Source organism: Halovivax limisalsi (genome assembly GCF_023093535.1).
In the GTDB taxonomy this organism is placed as follows: domain Archaea; phylum Halobacteriota; class Halobacteria; order Halobacteriales; family Natrialbaceae; genus Halovivax; species Halovivax limisalsi.
In genome coordinates this window covers 1810707-1831485 of sequence record NZ_CP095757.1, presented here as the reverse complement: position 1 = coordinate 1831485, position 20779 = coordinate 1810707, and the positions used below count along the sequence as shown (strand labels likewise).

The following is a 20779-nucleotide window of genomic DNA, read 5'->3' as shown; positions in this document are numbered from 1 at the left end:
GGTCGCAAATGACTTCGGGCGCACTGACCGTTCGGACGCGGTTCGAGGCCGATCCGGAATCGATCCGGTCGCTGGTCGTCGGAGCGCCCAACCCTGCGAGACCGGAGCTCGCACCCTCTCAGCTTGCGAAAGGCGGAGGAATCGGCCGGCAAACGTGGCCCCACGGTGACACGACGGCCGATAGCATCATATCACTCTGATTATGTGGTACGTTCGAAATTCACCTGGTGGATACCGCGCCGTCCGGTGGCGCCGTCCGCCGAACGTGCCATGCACTCGAACACACCAACCCCCCGGACCCCCACCGCAGCAGCGCGCCGTGCAATCATCCTGTCGATCCTCGTCGTCCTCTCGACCGTCGCGACGACCGGATTCGTTGCGCTGCCGGTCGCGGCGGCGTCGGGCGATCCGGCCGACGTCACGCTCGGAAGCACCGATCCGGGCGCGATGACAGCCCACAACTGGTCGCTGTCGGCGGACAGTGCCGGCGGTGAGAATCTCGGCCGCCTCTCACTCGATTACGCGGGCACCAACACCAACCTGTCGGCGGTGGAACCGAACGACGTCGCCGTGACGGTCGGCGGCAGCTCCGTTACAGTGAACGACGTCTTCGATTATAACGGAAACGAGACGCTCGACGTGTGGGTTACCGCGACGCAAGTTGCGGGCGGCGACAACGTGACCGTCGAGTTCCGCAACGACGTCGTCGAAAATCCGTCGAGTGACGGCGAGTACGTGGCGTGGATGGACCTCTTCGACGACGGCGGCGGGCTCATAACCAGCGGGTCGAGTTCGTTCACGATCGGGTCCGGTGACGAGGGCGGAACCGGAACCATCGCCGGACAGGTCACCAACGCATCGGACGGGACCGGGATCGGCGGGGCGGAGGTGTACGTCACACAGGGTGGCGGATTAGTCAACAGTACGGTTGCCGATTCGAACGGGAACTACTCGGTGAGCGTTCCGACCGGGACCTACAACGCATCCGCGGCGGCCGACGGGTACGACGCGAACACGACGCAGGACGTCGGCGTTACGGATAGCGCCACGACGCGGGTCGATCTCGCACTGGCGGAGTCGACCGAGGACGTATCGGATCCCGCCTCGGTCACCCTCGGAAACGCGGAGAAAGGCGTATTGACGGCCCACAACTGGTCGATGTCGGCGCTCTCCGCGAGCGGTGAGAACCTCACGCAGATCGACCTCTCGTATCTCGGCACCGGAGTCAATCTCTCGAGGGTCGCCCCCGGTGACGTCGCCGTGAGCGTGAACGGGACGCCAGCCACGGTCCATGACGTACTCGACACCGGATCGGCCGAGAACGCCTCGATTTCGCTCGGTAACGACGTCATCCTCGAGAGCGAACACGAGGTTTCGGTGAATTTCCTCGCCGACGTCGTCGAGAACCCGCCAGCGAACGGCACCTATACCGGGTACATCGACCTCATGGGGAACCAGTCGGTGGGCAGAATCACCGGCGGTTCGGCGGACTTTACCATCGGTTCCGACGGCGGTGGGAGTAACACCGGGACCATCGAGGGACGGGTGACCAACGCCACCGACGGGACGCCGATCGGCGGCGCGACCGTCGACGTCTACGGGGCGGAATACGCGACCACGACGACGGACTCGGGCGGCAACTACTCGCTCGACGTCGCACCCGGAACCTACGACGTGTTCGTCTCCCACGTCGATTACGACGACAATTCGACGAACGGCGTCGGCGTCACCGACGGCGGGACGACGACCGTCGACGTCGCGCTGACGAAACCGTCGTTCAAGATCGTCGACACGAGCGTCGAGTGGGTCGGCGGGACCGAACCCTCGATGATGCCAACGGTGAGTACGTATCGAACCAACCTCGCAGGCGTCAATCTCGTCGGGGAGAGCGGACAGGATCTGGCCTCCATCGGCGTCGAAACCGACACGGTGTTCAGAGTGAACGCCACGTTCGAGGACTTCACGCCGCGCCAGATGATCGGGACGATGCACGACGCGAGCTGGGAGTACGTCAACGTCACCGGGAAGCAAGTGACCGTCTCAGTCGTCGGGAAGCCGGGCAGTGCGCAATACATGAACAACGCACCCGGACTCCACGAGTGGCCCGACGACGGCACCGACCAGGCCGACGTCGAGTTCGAGCAGATGTGGGATTTCGCGTTCGACGAAATGGACTACGTGGGCATGTCCGAATCGGAGAAGGCGCAGGTTAACGGCTCCATCCTCGCGACCGACGCACAGACCTTCTCGATGCCCCAGTACGACGAGGGGACGAGTGACCAGCCCGGATCGCTCTCGATCGATATCGCCGGACCGCACCTGACGGTCGGCGGAAAGACGAACTACGGGTTCTTCGAAGGGTTCGTCACCGACGCGCAACTCGCGGCGTGGAACGTCTCCGATCCGACGACGGAGCTGATCGCGAATTATCAGGGCAGCGGCGTGACCGGGATGAACGTCACGGCAGTCGACGGCGGCGCTCGATACGAGTTCCCCGTCCACTACTCGGCGGGAACGGTGAGCGTCAGCGCGGGCGAACAACAGGGTTCGGCGAACTTCGACGTCGCGATCGATTCGACGAACGCGCCCGTCGAGGCGGGATCGGCCCTCTCGGTCGACGTCACCGTCACGAATACCGGCGCCGCGGCGGGGACGAAAGACGTCGGGTTGCTCGATCTCTCGGGATCGTCGGTCGATAGCGAAACGATCACCCTCGAATCCGGTGCGAGTACGACGATCACCCTCACCTGGTCGACCGGAGACGGCGACGCGGGATCGGGATCGATCACCGTCACCAGCACGGACGACAGCGCGTCGGTCGACGTAACGATCGAAGAACCGTCATCGGGCGGCGGGCCGGCGCTCCCGCCGCCACCGCCGAGCGAACCCGACCTCTCGGTCGTCGGGATTGACGCCGCCGCGACGACAGTCGCGCCCGGTGAGGAGATCTCGGTAACCGTCACGGTCGCCAACGACGGCGACGCGGCCGGCACGCAATCGCTCGAGCTGACGGTCGACGGAACCGTCGTCGCGTCCGCGTCGGTCGACGTCGCGGCCGGGGCGACCGTCGTCGAAACCGTCTCCTACACGTTCGAGTCGGCGGGTTCGTACGCGCTCGCGATCAACGGCCAATCCGCGGGTACGGTGACCGTCGAGGAATCCGCTGCGGACGGGGACTCGAAGGCTGCTGATCCGGACGAGACCGAGGGCGGTGACGACACCGATTCAGGATCCGACCAGCAGGGGGCCGGATCCGGTCCGACCGCGAGCACCGATCCCGATTCGACGTCCGCCGGGGACCCCGGGCCCGGAGCTGACGGCGTCCCCGGATTCACCCCGATCGTGACGATCGTGGCACTGCTATCCGTCCTCGCGGCCCGTCGACGACGAACCGGATAGTCCCCGGCCACCCGATGCGCGACGGTTCGGGACCTCCCCGTCGCGTCCCAGGCGGTTACCCGGACAGCCCGCGACCTCGGTTGTCGCACCTCGTTCGTGCTGTCAAGGCAATGCCCGACGGGCAGAGGGTTCTGTCGGCGCCCGGCACAGTCGAGATGGCTCCCGCTCTCGATACACGTTCGGTCGTTCGGAACACGCACGGGGTGCATACGGCGCCCAGCCGTGAACCGTTCACGCGCACCCGAGGCGAGACGACCGCGAACCCCAACCCGGTTTTCTACTTTCGTACCAGAATTATAATTATGCACCCGCCGTTCTGTATCGATGGGACATGAGCAAACCGAATTCCCGAACGACCGTCGACGAATCGCCAGGTGGCGCGACCTCACGACGCCGCATGCTCTCGGGGACGGTCGGCGTGGGCGCTTCGCTCGCCGGCGTCGGACTCCTGAGCGGCGTTGCAGCGGCCCACTTCCCGACGAAACTGGATTTCGACGTGCAACCGGAGAACGAAGACGACTTCATCGACCTCGGCGAGGACGAAACCGTCACCCTCGTCGTCCGTCCAACGGACTACCTGAACGGCGACGGCGAGGTCGAGACGTTCGACCCGACCGAGCGGGCCGTCCGATATCGCTTCGGTTCGCGGTACGCCCTCGACGCGGGTGACGGCTCGAGACCCGTCGACGACGGCGACGTCGTCAGGGTCGAGACCGACGGCGGCGACCGGGTCGAAGGGCTGGAACTGACGTTCCCGATCGAGGGAACGGGCCTCGAGGGTCGCGAAGAATCGGTCTGGCTCTTCTGGGAGCGCGACGAGTCCGGAAAGCACGGCCTCTCGGGGGTCGACACGGCTCGCGTCTATCCGGGGCTCGCGGAGGAGAGCGGCCTCCTCAAGTTCCTTCGTCACCTGCTCTGCCGAAATCGGAATCCCGGTCGCGGGCGCTGATTACCCAGATACCCCGGTCAGTCACCGGGAATCGATACCGCCGGTTCCCTCACTCGACGATACGGGGGCTGGCCCGCGGTTTTCGTTACCCAGCTAATCGGGCCGCGAGCGTTCCCGTTTCGTCGGTTAGCTCCGTCGTCGTCTCGCCGGCCGCCTCCAGCTGGTTCGAGAGCGCTCGGAAGAGGCGCGTTCGATCGACCTCGCCGTCCGTCGTCTCCCACTCGTCGATCGCTCGACGATCGTTCGAACACGCTCCGCAGCGATCGGGTTCGTCCGACGAGCTCGCGTCGTCGCCCTCGCGCCGCACGGCGATCGGTTCCAGACAGACCTGGCAGCGACCGTCGGCGACGACGGCCGTCTCCGCGAGGACGACGGCCGAACGGAGATGGGTTCTCAGGGTCCGCATCAGGTCGTCGACCGTCTCCAGTCTCGATCGCACCGACGGGTCGAGATCGTCGAACGGCGTCGCCGTATCGGTGTCCGCACTAACGTCGGCGAGCGCGTCGAGGTGTCGATCGACCACCGCCAGCGAACGGTAAACGTCGCGACGAGTCGCCAGGTACGCTTCGCGCGTGCGGCCGGTCGGTGGGTCCGACTCGTCCGCCGACTCCGGCCCGCCCGTCACGTCGGTCGCGAGTCTGGCGATCGCGGCGACGGTCGCCCCTTGCGTCGCGGTCGTGGTCTCGAGCAGCGAGAACAGGCTCCCGTGGACGTCGTCGCCGAGAGTCGACCGCCAGGTCGGGTCGGCACCGTCGAGAAGCGCCCCACAGGACGAACAGAGCGTCACCAGTGACGACCGAACCGGGTGCGAATCGATCGACCAGGTGGTGAGCGTCGACGCGTCAGCCCCGGTGGCGCCGCACTGCTGACACGCGTACTCGTCTCGCTCGAATATCGCCGCGTCGGCTACGACCTCGGTCACGAGTTGCTACTCGCAGGGACCGACGAAAAGCGTTCGGGGCCGATCGGCCGTATCGCGTCAGCGGACCGGTAGCCGTCAGTTGACCGATAACCGGGATCAGAAGGCCTGCGTGTCGCCCCCCCGGTTGCGCTCAGACCCGGTAGCGGTCGAGTTCGATCGAGTCGAACTCGACGAATTCGATCGAGAGCCCGTCGACGTCAGGGATCACGTCGTAGTCGAGGAGGAACGACCGAATGCCGCTCATTCCGCCGAAGTCGCCCCGGTACCACCGGAAGAGTCGCGGGACCGTCGCGACGGCCCGCTCGCCGTCGAAGCGCACCGTCTCCGAGAGGTACCACTCGGTCGCGACGTCGAGTTCGTGGTCGACGTCGGCCGGCGAGTAGACCGACAGCGGCGGCGAGTGCTCCCCGCTGCTGTTCAGCGCGAAGTGAATCCGCGGATCGCACTCCGCCAACCGGAATCGACGCTCGAAGGCGGACGGGAACGGTCGTGGCAGGTAGCCGAGTCCCCAGCGGAGCTTCGAGTGGCGAAGCATGCCGTCGCGGACGTCGTTCAGGCTGAGCGTCGTCCCCGCGATCGGGATCCGGTCCCTGGAGAAAAAGCGGTAGCGCCGCAGTCGATTACTCCCGAGTTCCTCGTCCAGGTCGTCGAGCAGGAGGTGGACGTATGCGTTGAAGACGTTGAGCCAGAACGCCAGGCGGCGCGGGCGATCGGCCAGGATGTGATCCAGGCGGTCCTGATCGAGCCGGGCGAGATGGTCTCGGTGTTCCGACGGATTCCCGTCCGTCTTCACCGTGTAGAGCAGGTCCGCCGCCGCAGAGAGTGGATCGAGCTGCGCCGACATCGGCGGAGGCTACGACGGGAACGCTCTTGAAGCCGCCCTGTGGGTGAACCGAACACTCCGCCCGGCGCGGGTATAAACCGGCCATTACGCGCTGAAACGCGCCGCACCGGTCGGTCCCTTTTAGGCGGGCGCTCGGGTACGGCCCCGAGTGAACCGCGCGACGGGAACGTTTCTCGCCCTCGTGGTCGCCTTCGGCTTCCTCTCGCTCCAGTTGGTCCTGCCGTTCGTCCAGTACGTCCTACTCGCACTCTTGCTCGCGTACGTCCTGCTACCGCTCAGAGATCCGCTCGCCGACCGTACGACGCCGTCGATCGCCGCGTTCATCCTCGTCCTCCTCGCGCTGACGGGGTTCGTCGTCCCGATCGCCGCCCTGTTCGCGCTGATCGGGGACAACGCCGTCAGGTGGGCACAGGGGGTCGACCCGGAGTCGATCCAGCTCGCGGACGTCGAATCGGCGATCGAGGAGACGACGGGATACGAGGTCGACCTGGCCGCGGAAGCGGCGAGCGCGAGTCAGGAGATCGCGGCCTTCCTGGTGGACCAGACGACGACCTACTTCGCGCTGGCGACGCACACGCTCCTCGGACTGGGGCTGACCCTGTTTCTCCTCTACTACCTGCTGAAGGACAGCGATCGGTTGCTCGCCTGGTTGCACGACGTCACGCCGTTGCCGCCCGACCTCCAGCGGGACCTATTCGCCCGGATCGACGCCGTCATGCGGGCCGTCCTGCTGGGCCACGTCTTCATCGCGTTCGTCCAGGGATCGCTCGCCGGCCTCGGCCTCTTCGCGATGGGCGTCCCCAACGCCGCCTTCTGGACGGTCGTGATGATGGTCCTCGCGCTCGTCCCGCTCGTCGGCGCCTTCCTCGTCTGGGGGCCCGCCGCGCTCTACCTGTTCCTGGTCGACGAACCCGTGCTCGCCGCGGCGCTGTTCGTCTACAGTCTCATCATCGTCAGCGTCTCCGACGACTACCTCCGCCCGATCGTCGTCGACCGGTACGCCCGGCTCAACCCGGCCGTGATCATCCTCGGCGTCCTCGGTGGCGCGTACGCGTTCGGCGTGATGGGACTGTTCTACGGCCCGGTGGTCCTCGGCGCGCTGATCGCGACGGTCGAGACGGTCGACGACTACTGGGATCGACAGGACCAGCGGTCGGCCTGACGCGCCCGGGGTTTCTCCGAGCGACGCGGCGGAGCGCCCGGAAACGTCGCGCTTTCGGCTCGCGTTGCCCGGTAATCGTCGCGCTTTTGGCCGGCGAGCGCCCACTGTGAATCGAGATGGCCCGCTATCACATCGAGACGTACGGCTGTACGTCAAATCGCGGGGAGAGCCGCCGGATCGAGCGGCGGCTCCGCGACGCGGGCCACCACCGGGTCGACGGCCCCGACGAGGCGGACGTCGCGATCCTCAACACCTGCACCGTCGTGGAGAAGACCGAGCGGAACATGCTCCGACGGGCCGCGGAGCTGACCGAGGCGACGGCGGACCTCTACGTCACCGGCTGCATGGCCCTCGCACAGGGCGAGGAATTCGAAGACGCCGGAATCGACGCCGAGGTTTGTCACTGGGACGAGGTCCCCGAGGCGGTCACCAACGGCGAGTGTCCCACGACCACGCCCGACGCCGAACCCGTCCTGGACGGCGTCGTCGGCATCCTGCCGATCGCTCGCGGCTGCATGTCGGACTGTTCGTACTGCATCACGAAGCGGGCGACCGGCAAGATCGACTCGCCGCCGATTGAGGAGAACGTCGAGAAAGCCCGCGCGCTACTCCACGCCGGGGCAAAGGAACTTCGCATCACCGGCCAGGACACCGGGGTCTACGGCTGGGACGACGGCGAACGACGGCTCCACCGCCTCCTCGAACGCATCTGCGAACTCGAGGGCGACTTCCGGGTTCGCGTCGGCATGGCCAACCCGAAGGGCGTCCACGGCATCCGGGAGGAACTCGCCGCCGCCTTCGCCGAACACGAGGAACTCTACGACTTCCTGCACGCGCCCGTCCAGTCGGGCAGCGACGACGTCCTCGCCGACATGCGTCGCCAGCACCAGGTCTCGGAGTACGTCGAGGTCGTCGAGGCGTTCGACGACGCGCTGGAGTACTGGACGCTCTCGACGGACTTCATCGTCGGCTTCCCGACCGAGACCGAGCACGATCACGCCCAGTCGATGGCCCTGCTTCGCGAAACCCGCCCGGAGAAGATCAACGTCACCCGATTCTCGAAGCGCCCGGGCACCGACGCCGCCGACATGAAGGGGCTGGGCGGCACCGTCAAGAAGGAGCGCTCGACGGAGATGAGCGCCGCCAAGCGCGAGATCGTCCGCGAGGCCTACGCCGACATGGTGGGCGAAACGCGCGAGGACGTCCTCGTCGTCGAGCGCGGCACCGGCGACTCCGTGAAGTGTCGCGACTCTGCCTACCGACAGCTCATCGTCAGGAACGCGAGCGAGTACGGCATCGAGCCCGGGGACTTCGTCGATCTCGAAGTGACCGCCAACGAGACCATGTACGCCTTCGCAGAGCCGGCGTGATCGAACGCGGCGATCGTCCGTCGCCACCGGTCGAGACCGACCGCATCACCGCCCGAATGCCACCGTCACCACTCGAACTCGACCGCCCGATCCGACCCCGGGACCGTCGCGTCGTCGAAGTCCGCGAACGCATCGTACAGCGCGTCGTAGGTGTCCTCGATCGCCTGCACGATGACCTTGGTGTCACTGATGACGGGCATGAAGTTGGTGTCGCCGCCCCAGCGGGGGACGACGTGCGTGTGGACGTGATCGTCGATCGAGCCGCCGGCCGCGTCGCCCAGGTTCAACCCGGTGTTGAATCCGTCGACGCCCATGGCCTCGTCGAGTGCGGTGAGCGTTCGCTGTTTCAGCCGGGCGTGATCGAGCAGGACGGCTTCCTCGAGTCCCGCGTACGCTCCGGTGTGCGTCCGGGGGATCACCATCACGTGGCCGGGATTGTACGGGTAGTTGTTCATCAGGACGAAGCTCCGGGGGCTCCGGGCGACGATGCGGGTCTCGCGGTCGTCCTGACGCTCCGGGAGATCGCAGAACGGACACGCCGACGCGTCACCGTCGTCGACGGCGTCCTCCCGCTCCACCCACTCGATGCGCCAGGGAGCGAACACCTGATCCATACCGGCGACTCGGCCGCGGCCGGCCTAAATCTGTCCACCCGTCGCTTCGACGCTGGCCGGCCCTGCGACGGCGAATCGACGGTCCGCCGCCGAGAAACGGGCGCATATCGCCCCGTAAACCGTATCGAACGGTCTCGCGGCGTCGCTTGTCGACCCCGGCGCCGTAGTGCGATCCCGCGACTCGCGCTTCGAAATGAAACGTGGATTTATACCTGAGTTATCTAAATTCGTAGGTAGATGGCAACGACAGACGACACGTTCAACGGACTGACCGAATACTGCGAGGACTGCGACCTCGAAACGCTCCACGAGGTGTCGGTGCAGATTCGAACCGAGAGCCTCAAAGAGGAGAACAGCCAGTTCTCGCGCGAACCCTACCGCGTCACCGAGTGCCAGCGCTGCGGACACCGCGGCAGCCAGCGGATGAACAACGCCTGATCGGCCGGGCCGTCCCTCGCCGCGGGAGGCGTGACGGGGCAGCGATCGGGCGCGGGCCCATATAGCTGCTGGTAGCTCCGAAGGGCCAGAGCGTCCGATGGGGAGCGATAGCCCGCGGATCGAATTCGGGTGGACGACGGCCGCGGAGACGCGACCACCCCAGACCGGGCGTCGCGGTGCGCGTCGCCGAGTCACTCCGGTTGACTGACGACGCACGCCGTTCGACGGCTGTCGAGACGCGGGGGACTCGATATCACGACGCGGGGGACGCGTCGAACGGGGCCTTACGCTCGATCGCGGGTAGTTACTTCGCAGCCGTCCTCGGTGACGATGACGGTGTGTTCTTTCTGGCTGACGAGGCAACCGTCGTCCTCTTTCAACACGGGGTAGCCGTGGACGATGTCGTTTCGCTTGAGCCGGCGCAGCGCCATCGCCGCGCGGTCGGTCTCCAGCCAGCGCGTCGCGAACGGAAGGGTTCGAAATTCCTCGGTGATCTGCGAGAGGGCCTGACGCGCCTGGCGGTTTCGGACCGTTCCCTCGCGCTCGAGCGAGAAGATCTCCTCCGAGGCCCCTTCGCTCACCTTGCCGCCGCCGTCGGTCGCGAAGGGTTCGATGGCGACCACGTCGCCCACCTCGAGCGTCGTCCCCTGCGAGACTTCCCGGTTCGGGATCGTCGGGCTGGTGTGTTGTTCCCAGTGACCGAGTCCGTGGCCGGTGAGGTTGACGACCGGATTGTAGCCGTAGTCGTCGATCGACGATTCGATCGCGGCGCCGAGCTCGCCCGTTTCGACGCCCGGTTCGATCAGGTCGATCGCGGCCTCGAGGGCGGCGGCGGGAGCCTCAGCGAGGTCGTCGTGTCCGGAGAGGTCGACCGTGATCGCCGTGTCGGCCAGCCAGCCGTCGACGTGGACGCCGATGTCCAGATTGATCATCTCCTCGCCGAAGGTGGTCTCGTCGTCGATTCCCGGCGTCGCGTGGGCCGCCTCTTCGTCGATGGAGATATTCACCGGGAACGCGGGTTGCCCGCCGAGTTCGCGGATGCGATCCTCGGCGAACTCCGCCACCTCCAGGTGGGAGACGCCGACCTCGACGCGGTCGGCCGTCTCGGCTCTCACCTGGGCCAGGATCTCGCCCGCCTCGCGGTGCTTGTCGTACTGCTCGGCATCGAGATCGACCTCGGAATCGGCCATGGACGGAGTTCGGCGGGTCCACAAAAAGAGATTGCGTCTTCCCGGGGCGCCCGCGATACCGGACGTCCGGCGGCCGCGACTCGGCTCGTCCGTCAGTCGCCGGAGTCGATCAGTCGTCCGGCCGAATCCTCCGGCCTCGTCGCAGTCGGGTGTGCGACCTCGGTACTCGCGGCGATAAAGCCGGAAGCGGCAAGCACGCAGCCGTTTGCATGCCTGGCGATCCGAATACGATGTCACTCCGAGCGATCCGAGGCGGTCTCGTTCGACCGATTCGAGGTGGGCCGGTTCGAGCGATCTCGAACCCACTCGCAGGTCGGGCAGGTGTCGAGGCCTTGGACGTTCGAGAGGGCCACGTCGCACGACGGACACCGGCTCGCGCCGACGGTTCGTGGTTCGAGCATACCCCGACCAGGAAGTCGACGATAATAAAACTCTGGTTCGACGATCGACGAACGCAGCCGGTTGCTTCGACCCGAGCTCTCGATGGGTTTCGAACCGAAAAACCAATTCCCCGGCAGGCACCGTCGAAAGGCCCTACAGCAGGTGCCGCCGATGGGAGATGCACCACCTGTCTCGCCGGCCGACCACCCCGGCCGGCGCGGTTCGAACCTCGCGAGCGACGCGTATCGCGACCGATCGAGGGTTGCGACGAGTAGCCGGATCGCTCAGTTCCGCGCCCGGTCGACCGATCGTGCCCGAACCACGACGGGGATCGCCCGGCCGACGGGCGTGACCGATGGGGAACCGTCGCGCTCGTTCCACTGCATTTACCAATCCCGTCACGAAAGGGGTTCGAAATGGCGACCGTACCCGCACTTCCGACGCCGCACGACCTGCCGACGTACCTCGAGGACGGTGCCAGGATCGCCGGCATACTCCTGCTCTGGGGAATCCTCGGCACGTTCGTCCGGTTCGGGCTGACCGAATTCGGGCTCTTCGAACGGACCCTCTGGCAACTCGGCGACCTGCTCCTGCTGACCGGCGCGTTGAACGCCGTCCTCTTCGTCCTCTATCGCGTCGTCGACTACCACAACCGGTACCACTGAGGGACCCGGGTGAACGGAGCGTCGCGATCGAACGGTCGCACCGAGCGATGGGGTACCGTGCGCGGATCGAGAGATGGCGACAGCGATCGGACGATCGCGAACGAGGCAGGCGGAACGATCGATCGTGTCCGGTCGCTCAGTGTGACGATGTTCCCGCCGATACGGATGCGAGTAGCGCCTCGACGTCGAGATGGGTCTCGACGAGGGTCGCGGCGGCGTCGTACGGATTCACCCGCTCCGGACCGCGAGCGGGCGGCTCGGTTCCAGCGCGGCCGAAGACCCGCTCGCAGAACGCCTCGCGCACGAATCGATTCTCGAAGAGGCCGTGGAGGTAGGTCCCGAGCACCCGCCCCGACGCCGCACTCTGCGGGCCGATCGGCCGCGCGACGGATTCGGTCGCGCGGGTTTCGCCCGCGTGGATCTCGTAGCCGCTCGCACGGCCCGCGGCGCCGGCGAGCGGGCCGACCCCGTCGACGGCGTAGCTGACCCGTTCGACCCGCTTCGCCCGGGAGAACCGGGTCTCGACCGGGAGCAACCCGAATCCCGCGAGGGTACGGCCGTCGCCGGTCCCCTCGACATGGGCGTTCGTGAGTCGCTCGCCGAGCAGCTGGTAGCCGCCGCAGATGCCGACGATCGGTCCGTCGAATGCCGCGAGTCTGTCGCCGAACCCGGCCGCACGGAGCGTCCGCAGGTCGTCGACGGTGTTCTTGGTTCCGGGCAGGACGACGGCGTCGGCCGTCTCGATCGGATCGTCGGGATCGACGTACCGGATTCGGACGCCGGGTTCGCGAGCGAGCGGTTCGAGATCCGTGAAGTTCGAGATCCGCGGCAGACGCGGGACGGCGACGTGCACCGATCGCGAGTCGGGTACCTCGTCCGCCCCCACGGTCTCGACGCCGTCCGGGAGCCCGACGCTGTCCTCCTCGGGGAGGCCGGGATCGTCGTAGGGAAGGACGCCCAGGATCGGGACGCCGGTGCGCGCCTCGATGTCGTCGAGCGCGGGCGCGAGAACGTCTCGATCGCCGCGGAATTTGGTGATCGCCGCGCCGACGACCCGCTCGCGCAACTCTGCGGGCGCGAGTTCGAGCGTGCCGTACAGGCTCGCGAAGGCGCCGCCCCGTTCGATGTCGGCGAGGACGAGCACGGCCGCGTCCGCGAAGCGGGCGGTCTCGCGGTTCGCCAGGTCGCGGTGGGCGAGGTTCGGCTCCGCGGCGCCGCCGGCCCCCTCGGCGACGATCACGTCGTACTCGCTCGCGAGCCGGGCGTGGGCGGCTTCGGCGGCCGACACGGCCGTCTCCCAGCCCTCCTCGTAGTAGGCGGCCGCGGATCGGTGACCGATCGGTTCCCCGTCGACGATCACCTGACTCTCGCCCTCCCCGCGGGGCTTCAGGAGGACGGGGTTCATGTCGGTCGTGGCCGGGACGCGGGCGGCGCGCGCCTGGACGTACTGCGAGACGCCGATCTCGCCCCACGACCCCGAGGGTGTCACGGCGACGCGGGCGTTGTTGCTCATGTTCTGGGCCTTGAACGGCGCGACGTCGTAGCCGCGATCGGCCAGGAGCCGGCAGAGGCCCGCACAGACCGCGCTCTTGCCGACGTGCGAGGCCGTCCCGACGACGAGGATCGTGTCCGCGCCGCTCATGCGCGACCGCCGCGCCGGTCGGCGACGCCAGCGCGTTCCGACGCGACGTCGAGAAAGCGGTCGAACGCGCCGCTCTCGGGGTGACAGTGCGTGTACGTGCCCAGTACCGCGTACTCGGTGAGACCGTCGTGCGCGCCGTCGATCCCCTCGCCGCGTCGGACGTCGAACGCGAACCGAGCGTCGTCGCCGACGCTCGCCGTCGAGTAGTGAAACTCGTGCCCCCGCAGGGACTCGTCCGCTCGCGCGGTGACCCCGTCGGTCCGGGCCCGCAGTTCGACGTGGTCCAGCGCCTGATACCGCTCGCACAGTTCCACGTCGGCGGGCAGGACGCCGGCCATCCGGTGGGTCTCCCCGTCCGCCGTCGTCAGCGATTCCGAAAGCGCCATCAGTCCGCCGCACTCGCCCAGCACGGGCAGCCCGTCGCTCGCTCGGGCGGCGAGATCCTCGAGCGCGGGCGCGTTCGCGAGGGTCTCGGCGTGGAGTTCCGGGTACCCGCCGGGAAGGTAGACGCCGTCGCAGGACGGCACCGGATCGCCGGCGGTCGGCTGGAAGGTCACGACGTCAGCACGCTCGCCCAGTCGCTCGATCGTCGACGGATAGACGAAGCAGAAGGCCTCGTCGCGGGCGACGGCGACGCGCACCTCGGGGTCGGCCGTCGACGCCATCCCGATCGACGTCGCCTCGGCCCCGCTCGTCGAATCACGTTCGGCGGCGGCCGCGCTCGGACGCGGTGGCGTGCGAGCGAGGGCTGCGAGGCCGGCCGCGTCGATCGTCTCGGCGGCCCGGTCCAGCGCGTCCGCGTCGACCGGCGCCTCCTCGCCCCTGTGCAGTCCGAGGTGGCGGTCGGGGATCTCGAGGTCGGCCATCGGCGGGATGCGACCCAGATACGCCAGATCGTCGGGAAGCGCGTCCCGAATGCCGGCCTCGTGACGGCCGCCGTGGGCGCGCTGGAGGACGACGCCCGCGACGTCGACGTCCCGATCGAGCCGGGCGGCGAACTCGCGAAAGCCGAGCGCGGTCGCGCCTACGCTCTGCATCCCGGCGCTCGCGTCGAGGACGAGCACGACCGGCAGGTCGAGTCGCGCGGCGATCCCCGCCGTGCTCACCTCGCTGCCGTCGTAGAGGCCCATCATGCCCTCCACGAGACAGACGTCGCCGTCGCCGCGCCAGAAAGCCCGACGGAGCCCCGCCTCGCCTTCGAGCCAGGGATCGAGCGTCCGGGAGGGGCGGCCGCTGACGACCGCGTGGTGACTCGGATCGATGAAATCCGGCCCGGCTTTGGCCGGCTGGACGTCGTAGCCCGCGTTATCGAGTGCGCGTATCGCGGCGAGCGTGGCGACGGTCTTGCCCACGCCCGATGCCGTTCCGGCGAGCACGAGGCCCTTCATCGCCCCCTCCGGTTCGACGGTTCCGCCGACGTCCGCGCACCCCGCCTTCGAGCCGCAAATACCATATCACCTGTAGTAGGACAACGTCACTTTAATTTCGCGGTCGGCTCCCATCGCGTTCGGCTCGCCTCACCCCCCGTCATCGGTGGAGTCGTCCGGATCGTGCCGTTCGATCACGGCTTCGATCCCCGCCCTGATGGCTTCGCTCCGGTTCGGATAGACGTCGGCCGAGACGAGCGACTCGATCGCTTCCAGTTGCTCGTCGGTCGTCCTGACCGTGACGCGATCGGATATCTGGCGCGGTTCGAGGCGAGAACGGCGCCCATCGGCCGCTCGATCCGGTGACGAATTGCTCCGTTCCGTCATGGGTTCCTCCGCGGGCCCGAGATACCTGGCGACTCGCGTCCCGTCGACGCGCTGGCGACTCGTCTCGATGGTCGCCGACCGGCGACTGTCGGTCGAATTCCCACGTCTACGAGAGGGGGTTCGGCGGAAAAAAGGCCTCGCGTAGCGGGGTGAAAGTGAAAATTCGCGTCGGCGCTCCCGACCGTCTCTTCCGACGATCGGGATCTCCTGAATCTCACGAAAACTAGGGGAAGCGGCCCGGAGACAGCGTTTTCACCGTCCAGCCCCGTGGACAGTTGCGGGCAACCGCCGCAACACACCATGCCCGAGAACACCCATTCGTCCCCCGACGGGGACACGACACCCGACCGGTTCGAATCGCTCGAAGGCGCCGCCCGCGATCGCGTCGACGACTTCCTTCGCGACCGCGTCGCGTTCACCGCGCGCGAGTGGGCGATCGCCCGACTCTGCGCCGACTTCCGGACGAAGACCGGCGTCGAGATGACGACCGTCGGCGAGGAGCTGCCGGATCTCGTCCCCTTCGTGCACGAGCCCTACAGCCGCCAGGCCGTCTACCAGGCGCGTCGCTCGTTCGAGGAGAAGGTTCGCACCGCGGGAGCCACGTTTTGCTACGGCGCGTTCGCCGACTTCTTCACGGCCGACGAGCTCGACGACGTGCTCTACGAGGCGACGGAGGTCGCCCGGTTCCTGATCGAGGTGGAGGGGCTCCGGCGCTCGCACGCCGACGAATCGCGATCCGAAGCGCAGGTCCGTTCCGCCATGGAATCGGTCCACCGCGCGAGCCGGGACCTCCGCTACGACCGCTGTCCCAACTGCGGACACGAACTCGACGAGGACGCGATCGAATCGGACTGAGCCCGCGGCTTCGGTCGCGTTCGGCCGTCAGGACTCGATCTTGTCGACGATCTCCGAGGCCTGCGCTTCGGCCTCGTCCTCGCCGACGTTCTTCTTGATGAGGACGGATTCGACCTTCCAGTCGTCGCTTCCTTCCTCCTGACCCATCCGGACTTCGCTCCCCTCGGAGACGGAGCGGGCCGGGTTCTCCGCCCAGTCGGGCGTGCGGATCTCGTCGAACCGGTCCGGATCGCGAAATCGAACGTGGATGTACTCGTCCTCCGTCTCGACCTTCGATGCGCTCGGCATACGCGGTCGTCCACCGCCGACGAGGATAAGCCGCGGGGGCGGAAAGCGCAAGCCCGGTCAGCCGCGACCGGCGGCGACCGCCGCTGACAGTGGCCGCCGACGCTAACCCGCGTCCGAGGGACGCGTCGAGCAGCACTGGGTAGGTTTTTCCGGAGTTCGCTCGTAGGCGGGGACATGAGAAACGCGAAGATCGTCTGCACGCTCGGACCGGCCTCGAGCGACGTCGAGACGATCCACCGGCTGGCGGACGCAGGCATGTCCGTCGCCCGGTTGAACGCCAGCCACGGCGAGACGGCGGATCGGGCGACACTCGTCGACCGGGTTCGGACCGTCGACGAGGAGACCACTAGCCCGCTGGCCGTCATGCTCGACCTCCAGGGGCCAGAGATCCGAACGGCGCCGCTCGAGGACGACGAGGCAGTGACGCTGCGCGACGGCGAGACGATCGCGCTCGTCGAGGGCGAGGCCGCGACGCCGGCGGAGATCGGTCTCTCGGACCCGATCGTCGGCGTCACGACGGGCGATCGGATCCTCCTCGACGACGGCCTGATCGAACTGACGGTGACGGAAGTAACCGACGAAGCGGTCCACGCGCGGGTCGACAGCGGAGGCGAACTCGGAAGTCGGAAGGGGGTGAACGTCCCCGGCGTCGAACTGGATCTGGAGACGGTCACCGACGCGGACAGACGCGAGCTCGAACTGGCGGCCGAGAAATCGGTCGACTTCGTCGCGGCGAGCTTCGTCGGGAGCGCCGACGACGTCTACGAGGTGAACGAGTTCCTGGAAAGTCTCGGCGCCGACGTCCCGATCGTCTCGAAGATCGAGCGCGCCGAGGCGGTCTCGAATCTCGACTCGATGATCGACGCCTCGGAGGGTATCATGGTCGCCCGCGGGGACCTCGGCGTCGAGCTGCCGATGGAGGAGGTGCCGATGATCCAGAAGCGGATCGTCCGCCGGGCCCACGAGGCCGGCGTGCCGGTCATCACGGCGACGGAGATGCTCGACTCGATGGTCCACGCGCCGCGACCGACGCGAGCCGAGGCGTCGGACGTGGCGAACGCGGTGCTCGACGGCACCGACGCGGTGATGCTCTCCGCCGAGACCGCCGTCGGCGACGACCCCGTCCGCGTCGTCGAGACGATGGATCGGATCGTCCGCGAGGTCGAGTCGTCGTCCGAGTACGGGGACGTACTCGAAGGGCGCGTGCCGAAATCCGGCGGCTCGAAGACCGACGCCCTCGCGCGGGCCGCGCGGTACCTGGCCCGGGACGTCGGCGCCGACGCCATCGTCGCGGCGACCGAATCGGGCTACACGGCGCGCAAGGCGGCGACCTACCGCCCGTCCATTCCGATCATCGCCTCGACGCCACACGACGGTGTCCGACGCCAGCTGGCGTTGAGCTGGGGCGTCACGCCGGTCTACGCCCCCATCTCGGATCAGAGCGCGGACGCCGTCATCGAGCGCGCCGTCCAGTCGGCCATCGACGCCGGCGTCGCCGAGAGCGGCGAGACGGTCGTCGTCCTCTGCGGGATGATGACCGAACTCGAGGGGGCGAACACGACGAACATGCTCAAGGTCCACGTCGCCGCCGACACGCTCGAAACCGGCCGCGTCGTCGTCGAGGGACGAGCGAGCGGGCCGATCGCGCACGCTTCCGACGGAGCCCTCACCGACCTCCCCGAGGGGGCGATCCTCGCGCTCGACGCCGAGTTCGACGGCGAATTCGACGGCGACGTCTCGCGGCTCTCGGGCATCCTCGACGCCCGACCCGGGATGACGGGCTACGCGGCGCTGGTGGCGCGGGAAGTCGGCATTCCGATGCTCAGCGGGGCCGACTGCACTGACCTGGCGGCGGGTCGAGTAGTCACCATCGACGGCGACCGCGGCGTCGTCTACGACGGCGAACTCGCCCCCCGCGACCAAACGGCGTGAGCGCGGACCGGCGGATCGTCGCGACGGCGTGATTCGGCGCGCAATCGGGCGACTGCATCTGAGCCCGCGACTTTTTCACCGCGCGTCGAGTACGTTCGTCCATGACTCGCGACGCGGACCCCGAGGACGACTCGGAGGGACACACCGAGCCCGCGACGGCGGGAGACGCCGACCACAGAACACAGCCGTCCATCCCCAATCCAAATACGTGGGCGGACGCGGGGACGAACGAGGGCCCCGACGGTGACGCGGGCGGCGCGGAACCGACGGCAGCCGACGAGGGCGAGGATTCGGAGCCGATTCCGGAGTCGGGATCGACCCCCGTGGTGGCCGGTCGCATCGACCGCGAACACGCGGCGTTCGTCGTCCTGGGAGCGCTGACGACCGTGCTGGTGTTGCTCCGGGCGACCGGACTGGGACTCTGAGATCGAACCGTTCGAAAATGACGCACACTAAAGGTTTAATCGGGGCCGTCCCCTACCCCCGCCCATGATCGATCTGCTGGTCTCGAATGCGGCCTACGCCCTGCTCGCTGCGGGGCTCGTGTTGATGGCGATCGAGGCGGTATCGCCGGGGGCGTATCTGATCGTCATCGGGGTCGCCCTCGCGGGCGCGGGGCTGGTTGGCGTACTCGTCCCCGGCGGCCTCAACATCCTGGTGCTTGCCGTCCTGACGCTCGCCATCGGCGCGGCGGCGACCTGGACCTACCGGGAGTTCGACTTCTACGGCGGGAAGGGGACGGCCCAGACCAGCAGTTCGAGTTCCCTCGCCGGTGCGACCGGCTACGTCACCGAGACCGTCACGCCGCGCTCCGGCGAGGTGAAACTCGAACGCGGCGGGTTCTCGCCGTACTACACGGCCCGGACGACCGACGGTACGATCGAGGAGGGCACCGAGGTCATCGTCCTCGACCCGGGCGGCGGCAACGTCCTCAAAGTGGAAGCGCTCGATAGCATCGAGTCGGACGGGATCGACCGCGCGCTCGCCCGCGAGTCCGCGAGCGACGGAGACGAGGAGTCGAAGAACGACGACTACGGCGGGTCGGTCGAGGGCGAGCGGGACGCCACTGGCGAGGCCGAGCGGGCGTCGGATTCCGAACTCGAGTCCGAGCGCTCCGGCTGAGAATCGCCCGTTCGTTCACATTCTTGAACGACAACACTTTTGAATACATCCGCGCAAGTATCGGGTATGGCAACGACATCCATCCTCGTCATCAGCGCGCTCGTCTTCGTCGTCGTCATCGCGACGCTTCTGAGCGCCGTCGAGATCGTCAACGCGTACGAAAAGCGCGCCCTGACCGTCTTCGGGGAGTACCGGAAACTCCTCGAACCCGGGATCAACATCATCCCGCCGTTCGTCTCGCGAACGTACAAGTTCGACATGCGCACACAGACGCTCGACGTCCCCCGCCAGGAGGCCATCACCCGCGACAACTCGCCGGTGACGGCCGACGCCGTCGTCTACATCAAGGTCATGGACGCAAAGAAGGCGTTTCTGGAGGTCGACGACTACAAGAAGGCCGTCTCGAACCTCGCCCAGACGACGCTTCGGGCCGTCCTCGGCGACATGGAACTCGACGACACCCTCAACAAGCGCCAGGAGATCAACGCCCACATTCGCGAAGAACTCGACGAGCCCACCGACGAGTGGGGGATCCGCGTCGAGAGCGTCGAGGTCCGCGAGGTCAACCCCTCCAAGGACGTCCAGCAGGCGATGGAGCAACAGACCTCCGCGGAGCGCAAACGCCGCGCGATGATCCTCGAAGCCCAGGGAGAACGTCGCAGCGCCGTCGAGAAGGCGGAGGGTGACAAGCAGAGCCAGATCATCCGCGCGCAGGGTGAGAAGCAGAGTCAGATCCTCGAAGCGCAGGGTGACTCCATCTCGACCGTCCTCCGGGCCAAATCCGCCGAGTCCATGGGCGAGCGGGCCATCGTCGACAAGGGGATGGAGACGCTTTCCGAGATCGGCCAGGGCGAGTCGACGACGTTCGTCCTCCCGCAGGAACTCTCCTCGCTGGTCGGACGCTACGGCAAGCACCTCACCGGCAGCGACGTCGCCGAGGGCGACGGCACGCTCGAGAGCCTCGACTTCGACGAGGAGACCCGCGAGCTGATCGGCCTCGACGACATCGCCGAGATCATCGGCGAGATCGACGAGGAGGCCGATATGGACATCGAGGCGATGGAACAGCAGGCCCAGGCGATCAAGGAGGGCAAGGACGCGGCGAACATCACCGATCCCGACGCGGTCATCGAGGAGATGGACCAGGAGTTCGGCGGTGACGCGAAGGGAGAGGACGACTAGTCAGTTCGACGGAGGTTACATTCGACGAATCGAAATCGAACGAAACGTGTTTTACCCTCGACCGTGTGCG

The 20779-nt window shown here is 67.5% G+C and carries 20 protein-coding genes; 11 read left to right on the top strand and 9 right to left on the bottom strand.

The window, feature by feature from the left end; genetic code table 11:
• Window positions 1-270: 270 nt before the first annotated feature.
• Complete coding sequence (locus MXA07_RS08355) at window positions 271-3399, top strand: beta strand repeat-containing protein (protein ID WP_247731585.1); 3129 nt, start codon at window positions 271-273, stop codon at window positions 3397-3399.
• Between the two features lie 331 nt (window positions 3400-3730).
• On the top strand, window positions 3731-4348 hold the full coding sequence (locus MXA07_RS08350; protein ID WP_247731584.1) for a hypothetical protein: 618 nt from the start codon (window positions 3731-3733) through the stop codon (window positions 4346-4348).
• A gap of 85 nt (window positions 4349-4433) precedes the next feature.
• Here MXA07_RS08350 and MXA07_RS08345 read toward each other — a convergent pair whose 3' ends face one another.
• Both MXA07_RS08345 and MXA07_RS08340 read right to left on the bottom strand, forming a co-directional pair.
• On the bottom strand, window positions 4434-5270 hold the full coding sequence (locus MXA07_RS08345) for an HNH endonuclease (RefSeq protein WP_247731583.1): 837 nt from the start codon (window positions 5268-5270) through the stop codon (window positions 4434-4436).
• A gap of 130 nt (window positions 5271-5400) precedes the next feature.
• Window positions 5401-6114 carry a DUF547 domain-containing protein gene (locus tag MXA07_RS08340; RefSeq protein WP_247731582.1) on the bottom strand — a complete coding sequence of 238 codons (714 nt, stop codon included), beginning with the start codon at window positions 6112-6114 and terminating at the stop codon, window positions 5401-5403.
• Window positions 6115-6262: 148 nt separating this feature from the next.
• On the opposite strand from MXA07_RS08340, the gene MXA07_RS08335 reads away from it, so the two are divergent.
• Together MXA07_RS08335 and MXA07_RS08330 are read left to right on the top strand one after the other, a co-directional pair.
• Window positions 6263-7276 carry an AI-2E family transporter gene (locus MXA07_RS08335; RefSeq protein ID WP_247731581.1) on the top strand — a complete coding sequence of 338 codons (1014 nt, stop codon included), beginning with the start codon at window positions 6263-6265 and terminating at the stop codon, window positions 7274-7276.
• A gap of 116 nt (window positions 7277-7392) precedes the next feature.
• Complete coding sequence (locus MXA07_RS08330) at window positions 7393-8646, top strand: tRNA (N(6)-L-threonylcarbamoyladenosine(37)-C(2))-methylthiotransferase (protein ID WP_247731580.1); 1254 nt, start codon at window positions 7393-7395, stop codon at window positions 8644-8646.
• A 65-nt stretch (window positions 8647-8711) separates the two neighbouring features.
• On the opposite strand, the gene MXA07_RS08325 is transcribed toward MXA07_RS08330, so the two are convergent.
• Complete coding sequence (locus MXA07_RS08325) at window positions 8712-9260, bottom strand: HIT family protein (RefSeq protein ID WP_247731579.1); 549 nt, start codon at window positions 9258-9260, stop codon at window positions 8712-8714.
• A gap of 237 nt (window positions 9261-9497) precedes the next feature.
• On the opposite strand from MXA07_RS08325, the gene MXA07_RS08320 reads away from it, so the two are divergent.
• Complete coding sequence (locus MXA07_RS08320; RefSeq protein ID WP_247731578.1) at window positions 9498-9698, top strand: DUF7835 family putative zinc beta-ribbon protein; 201 nt, start codon at window positions 9498-9500, stop codon at window positions 9696-9698.
• Between the two features lie 284 nt (window positions 9699-9982).
• Here MXA07_RS08320 and map read toward each other — a convergent pair whose 3' ends face one another.
• Window positions 9983-10888 carry a type II methionyl aminopeptidase gene (map, locus tag MXA07_RS08315; RefSeq protein WP_247731577.1) on the bottom strand — a complete coding sequence of 302 codons (906 nt, stop codon included), beginning with the start codon at window positions 10886-10888 and terminating at the stop codon, window positions 9983-9985.
• Between the two features lie 233 nt (window positions 10889-11121).
• The gene (locus tag MXA07_RS08310) at window positions 11122-11289 is read right to left on the bottom strand and encodes a hypothetical protein (protein ID WP_247731786.1); all 168 of its coding nucleotides are present in this window, start codon (window positions 11287-11289) and stop codon (window positions 11122-11124) included.
• Window positions 11290-11685: 396 nt separating this feature from the next.
• Between MXA07_RS08310 and MXA07_RS08305 the strand changes: the two genes are divergently transcribed.
• A complete protein-coding gene (locus tag MXA07_RS08305) occupies window positions 11686-11934 on the top strand; it encodes a hypothetical protein (protein ID WP_247731576.1) in 249 nt (82 codons plus the stop codon).
• A 136-nt stretch (window positions 11935-12070) separates the two neighbouring features.
• Here the strand turns inward: MXA07_RS08305 and MXA07_RS08300 are convergent, their stop codons facing one another.
• The 3 genes from MXA07_RS08300 to MXA07_RS08290 all read right to left on the bottom strand — a co-directional run bounded on the left by MXA07_RS08300 (window position 12071) and on the right by MXA07_RS08290 (window position 15330).
• Window positions 12071-13576 (bottom strand): cobyric acid synthase, encoded by a 1506-nt coding sequence (locus MXA07_RS08300; RefSeq protein WP_247731575.1) that lies wholly within the window; start codon window positions 13574-13576, stop codon window positions 12071-12073.
• Window positions 13573-14964, bottom strand: a complete 1392-nt coding sequence (locus MXA07_RS08295; protein ID WP_247731574.1) for a cobyrinic acid a,c-diamide synthase — start codon at window positions 14962-14964, stop codon at window positions 13573-13575. The genes MXA07_RS08300 and MXA07_RS08295 overlap by 4 nt, the downstream gene beginning before the upstream one ends.
• A 129-nt stretch (window positions 14965-15093) precedes the next feature.
• Window positions 15094-15330: a ribbon-helix-helix domain-containing protein gene (locus MXA07_RS08290; protein ID WP_247731573.1), complete on the bottom strand. Its 237-nt coding sequence runs from the start codon at window positions 15328-15330 to the stop codon at window positions 15094-15096.
• Between the two features lie 300 nt (window positions 15331-15630).
• Here MXA07_RS08290 and MXA07_RS08285 point away from each other — a divergent pair, with 300 nt between their 5' ends.
• Window positions 15631-16185 (top strand): DUF5806 family protein, encoded by a 555-nt coding sequence (locus MXA07_RS08285; protein WP_247731572.1) that lies wholly within the window; start codon window positions 15631-15633, stop codon window positions 16183-16185.
• Window positions 16186-16212: 27 nt separating this feature from the next.
• Here MXA07_RS08285 and MXA07_RS08280 read toward each other — a convergent pair whose 3' ends face one another.
• Window positions 16213-16473: a hypothetical protein gene (locus MXA07_RS08280; protein WP_247731571.1), complete on the bottom strand. Its 261-nt coding sequence runs from the start codon at window positions 16471-16473 to the stop codon at window positions 16213-16215.
• Between the two features lie 174 nt (window positions 16474-16647).
• On the opposite strand from MXA07_RS08280, the gene pyk reads away from it, so the two are divergent.
• From pyk to MXA07_RS08260, 4 genes are all read left to right on the top strand, one after another.
• Window positions 16648-18405, top strand: coding sequence for a pyruvate kinase (gene pyk, locus MXA07_RS08275; RefSeq protein WP_247731570.1), 1758 nt, complete (start codon window positions 16648-16650; stop codon window positions 18403-18405).
• A 101-nt stretch (window positions 18406-18506) separates the two neighbouring features.
• Complete coding sequence (locus MXA07_RS08270) at window positions 18507-18830, top strand: DUF7312 domain-containing protein (RefSeq protein ID WP_247731569.1); 324 nt, start codon at window positions 18507-18509, stop codon at window positions 18828-18830.
• A 64-nt stretch (window positions 18831-18894) separates the two neighbouring features.
• Window positions 18895-19527, top strand: coding sequence for an NfeD family protein (locus MXA07_RS08265; protein WP_247731568.1), 633 nt, complete (start codon window positions 18895-18897; stop codon window positions 19525-19527).
• A 66-nt stretch (window positions 19528-19593) separates the two neighbouring features.
• Complete coding sequence (locus MXA07_RS08260; protein WP_247731567.1) at window positions 19594-20709, top strand: SPFH domain-containing protein; 1116 nt, start codon at window positions 19594-19596, stop codon at window positions 20707-20709.
• Window positions 20710-20779 lie beyond the last annotated feature (70 nt).